The sequence below is a fragment of the Arthrobacter sp. WCS2018Hpa-7 genome (genome assembly GCF_031843805.1).
Taxonomy (GTDB): Bacteria; Actinomycetota; Actinomycetes; order Actinomycetales; family Micrococcaceae; genus Arthrobacter.
The window spans coordinates 536,397-544,329 of sequence record NZ_JAVTJB010000001.1 but is presented as its reverse complement, the minus strand read 5'-3'; the positions used below and the strand labels follow the sequence as shown (position 1 = coordinate 544,329).

The following is a 7,933-nucleotide window of genomic DNA, read 5'->3' as shown; positions in this document are numbered from 1 at the left end:
GGCAAGAGCCCCGACCACAGGTCGGGGCTCTTCCCCTTTAACCACCACAACACACCATCAACCACCACCCACACACCCCAACACCGCATCCACCACATGGCTCCGCTGCTTGTCCCGTCGATACACCAAGTACTCCACTATCGGCGGTATCGGATCAACAAAATCAAGCAACACCAGCCGAGGGTCGTCGTTGAACTCGTCCTCTGCCACTACACCGATGCCGAGGCCGGCCATCACTGCCGCGTGGACGGCTTCCCTGCTGTCCGTCTCCAGCACTTCGGCTGGTTGGAGACGGGATGCAGAGAGCGCCGTCTCGATGGATCTGCGCGTCACCGAGCCGATCTCCCTGATGATCAACGGGTGCACTACCAAATCCCGGAGCCGGATCACCTTGCTGCCGGCCAACGGGTGGTCCTGCCGAACAAAGGCCACCAGGTCCTGCGTTCCGAGCCGGCGTGCCATCAAGTCCGGATGCGGCGTTTCGTCGGCGATGATGCCGACGTCCACAGTTCCAGCCAGGACCCGTCTGCGTATATCGGCGGAATTTCCGCTGACGAGTTGGATGTTGACTCCGGGGTTCAACCGACGGAACGTGCTGAGCACGCTTACTGCGTTGATGGGAGCGTCGGTGCCGAACCGCAGTTCTCCTTGCATGACGTTGCGGGCTTTGGCCAGAACGCTTTCGGCCTCGAGCTCGGCGGCGAACAACCTGGCCGTAACTGCCAGCAGCTTTCCTCCCAAGGGCGTCAACTCTACGGACCGCCCGGCTCGCTGCAGGAGCTGGACCCCATGGAGCCGTTCCAAAAGGCGGACCTGCTCGGACAACGTTGGTTGGCTCACTTTCGCAGCTGTGGCCGCAGCGACGTAGCTGCCGTGGGTGGCTACGAGGTGAAAGGCCCGCAGATGCGTGAGATTCATAGGCATGGCCTAAGTCTCCTATAGATTTGAGCGGCATGTCCTATGAGTCGCCACTAAAGCCACGTACCGTCATGGCTGTGAAGAATGAACCCCACGTCCTGGTAGTCGGAATCGACGGTGTGCGTTACGACTCGCTGATGTCCGCAGCCACTCCAGCCCTGGACCAAGTCGCCCGGAACGGCTTCCTGCTACCCGTCCACGTTCACAGGAAGAACGCCACGATTTCCGGTCCAGTGTGGGCCACGGTGGCCACCGGGGTTTATGCGGACCGGCACAAGGTCACCGGGAACCGTGACCATCCGCCGGAGCTCGCTGCCTACCAAGACTTCACTGCGGTGATTCGTGCGGCCCGTCCGGAGTCGCGCACCATGATTGCTGCGAGCTGGTTTCCTGTGGCGGCACCCACAGCGTGCGGGCCTCTTTTCTCTTCCCGTGGCTGGGTGCCGGAGCAGGACCCTGAAGAAGCGAACGACGGCGGAAGCTGGGTAAGTGCCGACGACGCCGTCGCGGATTATGCAGCCGGACGGTTGGAGCGCGAGAACCTTGCGGCATCCTTTGTGTACTTCGGCGAGGCCGACGTCGAAGCCCATAACAACGGCACGGGTATCGGCTACATTTCAGCCATTCAGCGCTGCGATTCCCGCCTCAAAAGCCTGTTGGAAGCAATTGAGTCGAGACCTCGGCGTGGTGACGAACACTGGACCGTCATAGTGGTGACTGACCACGGACACGTCGATGCCGGTGGTCATGGGGGTGAAACCGAGGCCGAGCGCACAGCCTGGATCGCTGCCTGCGGCGAAAGGGTGCCCAGGGACGTCGTGGCAGTGGACCATGCCGATATCTTTTCCCAGGTACTTGCTGCATTTGGTGTGGCGGCAGGAGACACGGACGGGCTCGTGTTCGGCGCCCGTCGTGACCCGCAGGAGCAACCCGCAACGACGGCAGCTCCACGTTGACACTTGCGGTGACGGGGGCAGTCCTCCTGGCAGCGGTCCTGCACAGCGTGTGGAATGCCTTGGCAAAGGCGATTCCGGACCGACTAGCCTCGTCCACCATGATTGCCTTGGCCTATCTGGCATCGGGCCTGGTGGGGGCAGTGGTCTTCGGAGTTCCCCCGCAGCAGTCGTGGCCCTATGTGGTGGCATCGGCCGCCTTGCAGACCTGCTATCTCATCCTGCTGACCACGTCCTACAAGCACGGCGATTTCTCCCAGGTTTATCCGTTGGCCCGCGGCCTCGCTGTCCTCTTGGTTACGGGGATCGCCACCACTTTCCTGGCAGAAAAATTGAGCTTCTGGCAGCTGGCGGGAGTGGCAGTCGTTGCTGGTTCCTTACTGAGCCTCGCCCTCACAAAACACGGCGCAACGGCCAGTGCCGGCAAGAACCGCAAGGGCACCTTATTCGCCGTACTCACGGGTGTGGCCATCGCGGCCTATACCTTGGTGGACGGTGTAGGTGTCCGGGTTTCCGGGCAACCGATGGCCTATGTCTCGTGGCTTTTCCTGCTGCAGGGCCTGGTGATTCCCTTGGTCTGCTGGCGCATGGCCTCCGAGAGCCGTTCTTTCCCGCGACGAGTGGCGCGGTACTGGAAGCCGGGATTCATCGGAGGACTGGTGTCCATGCTGGCCTACGGAATTGTGGTCTGGGCGCAGAGCCTGGCACCGCTTGCCTTAGTGTCGGCGCTGCGCGAAACCAGTGTCCTGTTGGCTGGAGTCATCGGCGCAGTGTTCTTCAATGAAAGGTTCAGCCGGCTCCGGTTGGGTTTGACGGCGATCGCGGTGGCCGGCATCGCCGCCATCCAGCTCGGTTAGCCCGAGAAGAACTCCGACAACTCAGAGATCAGCTTGTCCGGAGCCTTAATAGGACCGTCGTGCCCCGAGCCAGGGAGGATGCTGTAGCTGGATCCGGAGAGGACGTCATGGATCTGGCCGCACGCAACACCGAAGTAGGCGGGGCTCTTTTCGCCCACCACGATCAGCGTCTCCAGCGGAAGGGCCAGGAACGGCTCGGCGGGCATGTCGGCAGCGATGACGGCCTTAATTTCCCGGACACCGCAGGTCATCAGTTCGCGCATCTGCTTGCCCAAAGGCGTACCGGCGGCCAGCTTGTTGGCCAGGGTCAGCATGGACAGTGGCATGCGCGCGAAGGCGCCGCCGGTTTCCACGCCCTTGATGAGGACGGCGAGGGCGCGGTCATAGTCTCCCGCCGCCGTCGCGCGTTCATAATCCGGTGTCCAGTCGGCCTTGACGCTGTGGTTGACCGACACAGCAGGGTCGTAGACGGCAAGCCTCTCTACCGGCAGGGTCCGCGCAGCGTGCAGCGCTACGGCACCGCCAAAGCTGTGCCCAAAGACGTCGGTACTGGACGTGTGCTTCATGACGGCGTCCAAGTCCCGGATGTCGGCCTCGAGCGTGTAGTCCTCGGCCTGCGGTGATGAATCGCCGCGTCCACGTCGGTTGAAAGTATGGACGGGCCGGCCCAGGGCTTCGCTCAGTTTCTGCGCGAAACGCGAGTAATCGGCAGCCGTCACCATTGAGGCAGGAACGACGACGACACCGGAACCTGCCGCTGCCAGCCCACCGCCCGTGGTGAGTACTTCGAGGTGTCCGCCGTCGTGGGTCATGATGATGTCGCGCGTCATGACTTGAGCCTAACCGAGCCACCTGAATGCAGGCAGCATGCCGGCCCTTATGTGGAAAAGCAGTCAGTGTGGAAAAGCAGTCAGCGTTTGAAGTAGTCCGAGATATCCGAGACGAGTTCGTTGACCGCTGCAGGAATGGACCCATGGAATCCCTTGGGCGAAACTTCCAACGTGCTGCCGGGAACCGCCCTGTTCAGCCGCGCTGCGGTGACCTTGTAGAACTGGGGGCTCTTCTTGCCCACCATGAAGTGCGTGCTGGAAGGCAGGACGGAGAAATCGGTCGGAGTATCAGCGGCGTCAAAGGCAGCTTTGAGCTCGCCAACGCCTGAAGGCATGAGCTCGCGGAAAAGCCTGTTCACTTTGGTTCCCGACACCACAGCCATGAGTCCCGCCAGAATCGGCTCAGGAACCCGGGCAAGGGCAGTTCCTGGCTGCATTCCGCGCTTCATCCGGGCCAGCGCCCGGCCAACGTCACCTTTGTCGACCGAATCCGCGAAGCCGGCCAGCCAATCGGTGTCCATACTGCCATCGATGTTCACCGCGGCGTCGTAAACAGCGAGCTTGTCCGGCTGGTGGTGCGTGCCCGCAAAGGCCTGGGCGGCGTTCAAGGCCACGGACCCACCCAGGCTGTGGCCAAAGATGTTCCGGGCGCCGGTGGTGTCCATGATGGTGCGGACATCGGCGATCTCCGTAGCCATGGAGTAGTTGTGCGGTTGCTCGGTGGATTTGCCCCGGCCCCGGCGGTCGTACACGTCCACGGCCCAACCGTCACCGAGGCCTTTGGCCAAAGCGACGGAGAAGGGCCGATAAATGAGTGCCGTGAGGAACGCACCACCGATGAGGACTACCCGGCGCTCCCCGGGTGCGTCTTCGGTGCCGTAGCTGTACAAGGCGAGCCGTCCGCCGTCGTGCGTCTGTATATCGCGTTCCCTCACCGGATCATCCTAGGTGGCATCTGAAAGTTCGCCGTGGAGCCGGGTCCCGGAGAGGAACCGCGCTATGCGGGCGGCGAGCCGCTTGCCCGGCCGCAACGGCCCTTCGTGGAACTGCAGCGGCACCACAGCAAAGTCGATCACCGGCACGGCCCCGGCCAGGGCGCGGCCGGTCTCTGCGAAGTACGACGGACTCCAACCGCCGCTGAGCATCAACGTGGGCGTGGAGAGTTCCATGAAGTCGTGAAGGTGGGCATCGGCGTCCAGGACGGCGCGCATTTCGGTGACTGCCGTGGGAAGCAGGGAGCGCATCTCCAAGCCCAGGCGGGTCCGGGCCGACAAGACACTGAGCGTGCGCAGCGCCCCCATGGGCAGATAGGAAATTGGCCCGGCAGTTCCCAACCCCTGCACCAGATGCGCCCACGCGTGATCCAGTTGACCGGCAGTGACCGCTTCCTCAAGCTCGGGCCGCCACCGGCTGCTGAGGTTGCCGGACAGGGAAACCGCGGCGTCGTAAGTGACCAGTTTGTTGATCCTGGCCCGCCTCGCGGCTTGCAGCGCCACGAAGCCGCCGTAGCTGTGCGCCACAACGTCAGTGGAACCGGTCTTCTGCATCACGGCTTGAAGGTCCGCGATCTCTGTCTCCACCGAATAACCGGGCGGCTGCGGCGCGGAATGCCCTCGACCGCGTCTGTTATAGCTGTGCACAGGACGCCCCAGCATGACGCTGAGAGTCCGCGCGAAAGGCCAGTACAGCGAGTCCGTCACCAAAGTGCCATGAACAAGCACGACGCCGGCCGGTTCAGCGGGTGCCTTCGAGCCGGGAATTGAAGCTGCTGACGCGGGCCGGAAGGTGTGCACCTCGAGCTGCCCGCCGCCGTCGACCTCGAGCTGCCCGCCGCCGTCGACCGTTTCAACTGTCCATGTCTCCACAGCCCCGAGTCTATGCGTTTGCGTGATCTTGGGGCCCGGAAGTGAACGCCCGTAATGACCGGTAAACTTAAGGACTGTGACTTCCGCAAACACCCCAGCCCTGAACACCTCCGCAGAGCCCATCGATGCCAGCGAGCAGATGCGCATCCGTATGGAAAAGCGCGCCAAGCTGATCGAGCGCGGCACAGAGGCCTATCCGGTGGGTGTTGAACGGACCCATTCCCTCGGCGAAATCCGTGAGAAGTACGCACACCTGGAAGCCGATGAAACCACCGGCGACACTGTTGGCGTCACCGGGCGCGTCGTGTTCGTGCGCAACACCGGCAAGCTGTGCTTCGCCACCCTCCAGGAGGGCGGCGTGGACGGCAAGGGCGTCCGGCTGCAGGCCATGCTGAGCCTTGCCAACGTCGGCGAGGAAGCGCTCGCCGAGTGGAAGGCCCTGGTTGACCTGGGCGACCACGTGTTCATCAAGGGCGAGGTCATCTCCTCCCGCCGCGGTGAGCTGTCCGTCATGGCCGACTCCTGGTCCATGGCGTCCAAGGCACTGCGCCCCCTCCCGGTACTGCACGCAGAACTGAACGAGGAAACCCGCGTCCGCCAGCGCTACGTGGACCTCATGGTCCGCGACGAAGCCCGCGAGATGGTCTACAAGCGCGCCGCCATCACCCGCTCGGTGCGCGACACCCTGGACCGCCATGGCTACGTGGAGGTGGAAACCCCCATCCTGCAGCTGGTCCACGGCGGCGCCACCGCACGCCCGTTCGAAACGCACATGAACGCGTTCGACCAGAAGATGACACTACGCATCGCAACCGAGCTCTTCCTCAAGCGCGCCGTTGTCGGTGGCATCGACCGCGTTTATGACATGGGCCGTGTTTTCCGCAATGAAGGCGTGGACTCCACACACAGCCCCGAATTCACCACCCTGGAATGCTACGAAGCCTGGGCGGATCAGTTCGTCATGGCCGAGCGCATGAAGGAAATTATCCTCAACGTGGCGGACGTCGTTGGGACACGCACCATCCAAACGGATGCAGGCGAAATCAACCTCGACGGCGAATGGGCCTGGGTCTCGGTTTACCCGGGTATTTCCGAAGCTGTGGGTGTGGAAATTACTCCGGACACTACGGTGGAGGAACTGCTGGCAATTGCTGCCAAGCATGACGTCAAGGTGGACCCCAAGTGGGACGCCGAGAAGATTGTGGTTGAGCTGTTCGGTGAGATTGTGGAACCCACCCTGCTGAACCCGACCTTTGTTTATGACTACCCGCCCTCGGCCCAGCCGCTTGCCCGGCCACATCGTGAAGACGGGCGCCTCATTGAGGCTTGGGACCTGATCATCGGCGGCATGGAGCGCGGTACAGCCTTCTCTGAACTCATTGATCCCGTCATCCAGCGTGAACGCCTGACGGAGCAGTCACGCCGCTCCGCCGCTGGTGATGAGGAAGCGATGCAACTGGACGAGGACTTCCTCCGCGCCCTCGAATACGGCGCGCCGCCCATGGGCGGCATCGGGCTCGGCATTGACCGTTTGGTCATGTTGTTCACCGGGGCCGGAATTCGCGAAACCATTCTGTTCCCCTTGCTGAAGCCTGAAGGACACTGATCATGGAGTACATCGCAGTCCTAGCGCCGTCCATCGTTGTAGGTTTGATCTTCTGGTTTGCCATGAAGTCGATCTTCAATGCAGACAAATCCGAGCGTCAGGCAGAAGCGCGTGCCCAGGCCGAAGCGAATTCAAAAAATGCCGGCCCGGCATCTGAAGGTCCAGCCACTAAATAGGCTCCTAAATGGGTTCCACTTTCACAGGAATCCAATTGTGCTTTGACGTGCGTGCTTGCCGTGAACGATAATCGACAAAGGAACCCGGGGAATTTCTGATTATCCATCCCTCCAAAAGAGAGGCAACTCATGGCACAGAAAGTAAAAATCATCCTCGTCGATGACCTGGATGAAGGGGCTGCGGACGAAACTGTCCGCTTCGGCCTGGACGGTGTGAGCTACGAAATGGACCTGTCCACAGCAAACGCATCATCGCTGCGGAAAGCCCTGGAACCGTTTGTCGCAAAGGCCCGGAAGACCTCTTCCGGCCGCGGGACGCGGGGTCGCGCTACTCCGGCCCGCAACCAGGATTCCGCACAGATCCGGCAGTGGGCCCGGGATAACGGTTACACGGTCAACAGCCGCGGACGTATTCAGGCTGAAATTCAGGAAGCCTACCAAAAGGCCAATTCCTGATTCACCGCTTCAATGCCCCGGCAGTCACTGCCGGGGCATTGGTTGTTTAAGGAGCCGGATTTGTAGGGCGGCACCATGGCCTGACGGCGAAATATGCCGTGAATCTTCCCGGTGCTGGTCGCCCGCTTGCCGGTGCTATTGGGGGAGCGGGAAAGCACCCCTCTTACGCCGCCGCGGATTAATCCCGGGCGGCCCGGCGGCAGGTTGCCCGGGCCGGCAGGCAGGATGTCACCGTCGCCCGCCGCGGTCAAGGGGAAGTGTCCGATTTATTC

Annotated in this window: 9 protein-coding genes; 5 read left to right on the top strand and 4 right to left on the bottom strand. The window is 62.3% G+C overall.

Annotation, left to right across the window (positions count from 1 at the left end; genetic code table 11):
* Positions 1-57: 57 nt before the first annotated feature.
* Positions 58-924 carry a LysR substrate-binding domain-containing protein gene (locus RQH14_RS02605; RefSeq protein ID WP_311211772.1) on the bottom strand — a complete coding sequence of 289 codons (867 nt, stop codon included), beginning with the start codon at positions 922-924 and terminating at the stop codon, positions 58-60.
* Positions 925-989: 65 nt separating this feature from the next.
* Between RQH14_RS02605 and RQH14_RS02600 the strand changes: the two genes are divergently transcribed.
* Together RQH14_RS02600 and RQH14_RS02595 are read left to right on the top strand one after the other, a co-directional pair.
* Positions 990-1,874 (top strand): alkaline phosphatase family protein, encoded by an 885-nt coding sequence (locus tag RQH14_RS02600; RefSeq protein WP_311211771.1) that lies wholly within the window; start codon positions 990-992, stop codon positions 1,872-1,874.
* Positions 1,875-1,882: 8 nt separating this feature from the next.
* Positions 1,883-2,728: an EamA family transporter gene (locus tag RQH14_RS02595; protein WP_311211770.1), complete on the top strand. Its 846-nt coding sequence runs from the start codon at positions 1,883-1,885 to the stop codon at positions 2,726-2,728.
* On the opposite strand, the gene RQH14_RS02590 is transcribed toward RQH14_RS02595, so the two are convergent.
* The 3 genes from RQH14_RS02590 to RQH14_RS02580 all read right to left on the bottom strand — a co-directional run bounded on the left by RQH14_RS02590 (position 2,725) and on the right by RQH14_RS02580 (position 5,423).
* On the bottom strand, positions 2,725-3,558 hold the full coding sequence (locus tag RQH14_RS02590; RefSeq protein WP_089593208.1) for an alpha/beta fold hydrolase: 834 nt from the start codon (positions 3,556-3,558) through the stop codon (positions 2,725-2,727). The genes RQH14_RS02595 and RQH14_RS02590 overlap by 4 nt on opposite strands.
* Before the next feature lie 80 nt (positions 3,559-3,638).
* Positions 3,639-4,493, bottom strand: a complete 855-nt coding sequence (locus RQH14_RS02585) for an alpha/beta hydrolase (RefSeq protein WP_311211769.1) — start codon at positions 4,491-4,493, stop codon at positions 3,639-3,641.
* 9 nt (positions 4,494-4,502) lie between these two features.
* The gene (locus tag RQH14_RS02580; RefSeq protein WP_311211768.1) at positions 4,503-5,423 is read right to left on the bottom strand and encodes an alpha/beta hydrolase; all 921 of its coding nucleotides are present in this window, start codon (positions 5,421-5,423) and stop codon (positions 4,503-4,505) included.
* Between the two features lie 76 nt (positions 5,424-5,499).
* Here RQH14_RS02580 and lysS point away from each other — a divergent pair, with 76 nt between their 5' ends.
* The 3 genes from lysS (at position 5,500) to RQH14_RS02565 (ending at position 7,661) form a co-directional block, all read left to right on the top strand.
* Positions 5,500-7,029, top strand: a complete 1,530-nt coding sequence (gene lysS, locus RQH14_RS02575; protein ID WP_311211767.1) for a lysine--tRNA ligase — start codon at positions 5,500-5,502, stop codon at positions 7,027-7,029.
* 2 nt (positions 7,030-7,031) lie between these two features.
* Positions 7,032-7,205, top strand: a complete 174-nt coding sequence (locus RQH14_RS02570; protein ID WP_311211766.1) for a hypothetical protein — start codon at positions 7,032-7,034, stop codon at positions 7,203-7,205.
* A 129-nt stretch (positions 7,206-7,334) separates the two neighbouring features.
* A complete protein-coding gene (locus RQH14_RS02565) occupies positions 7,335-7,661 on the top strand; it encodes an Lsr2 family protein (protein WP_311211765.1) in 327 nt (108 codons plus the stop codon).
* Positions 7,662-7,933 lie beyond the last annotated feature (272 nt).

What these genes read in the sequence shown, in the direction of transcription:
- RQH14_RS02605 (WP_311211772.1), bottom strand. Translation starts at nt 924, where the DNA reads ATGCCTATGAATCTCACGCATCTGCGGGCCTTTCACCTCGTAGCCACC.
- RQH14_RS02600 (WP_311211771.1), top strand. Translation starts at nt 990, where the DNA reads ATGGCTGTGAAGAATGAACCCCACGTCCTGGTAGTCGGAATCGACGGT.
- RQH14_RS02590 (WP_089593208.1), bottom strand. Translation starts at nt 3,558, where the DNA reads ATGACGCGCGACATCATCATGACCCACGACGGCGGACACCTCGAAGTA.
- RQH14_RS02570 (WP_311211766.1), top strand. Translation starts at nt 7,032, where the DNA reads ATGGAGTACATCGCAGTCCTAGCGCCGTCCATCGTTGTAGGTTTGATC.
- RQH14_RS02565 (WP_311211765.1), top strand. Translation starts at nt 7,335, where the DNA reads ATGGCACAGAAAGTAAAAATCATCCTCGTCGATGACCTGGATGAAGGG.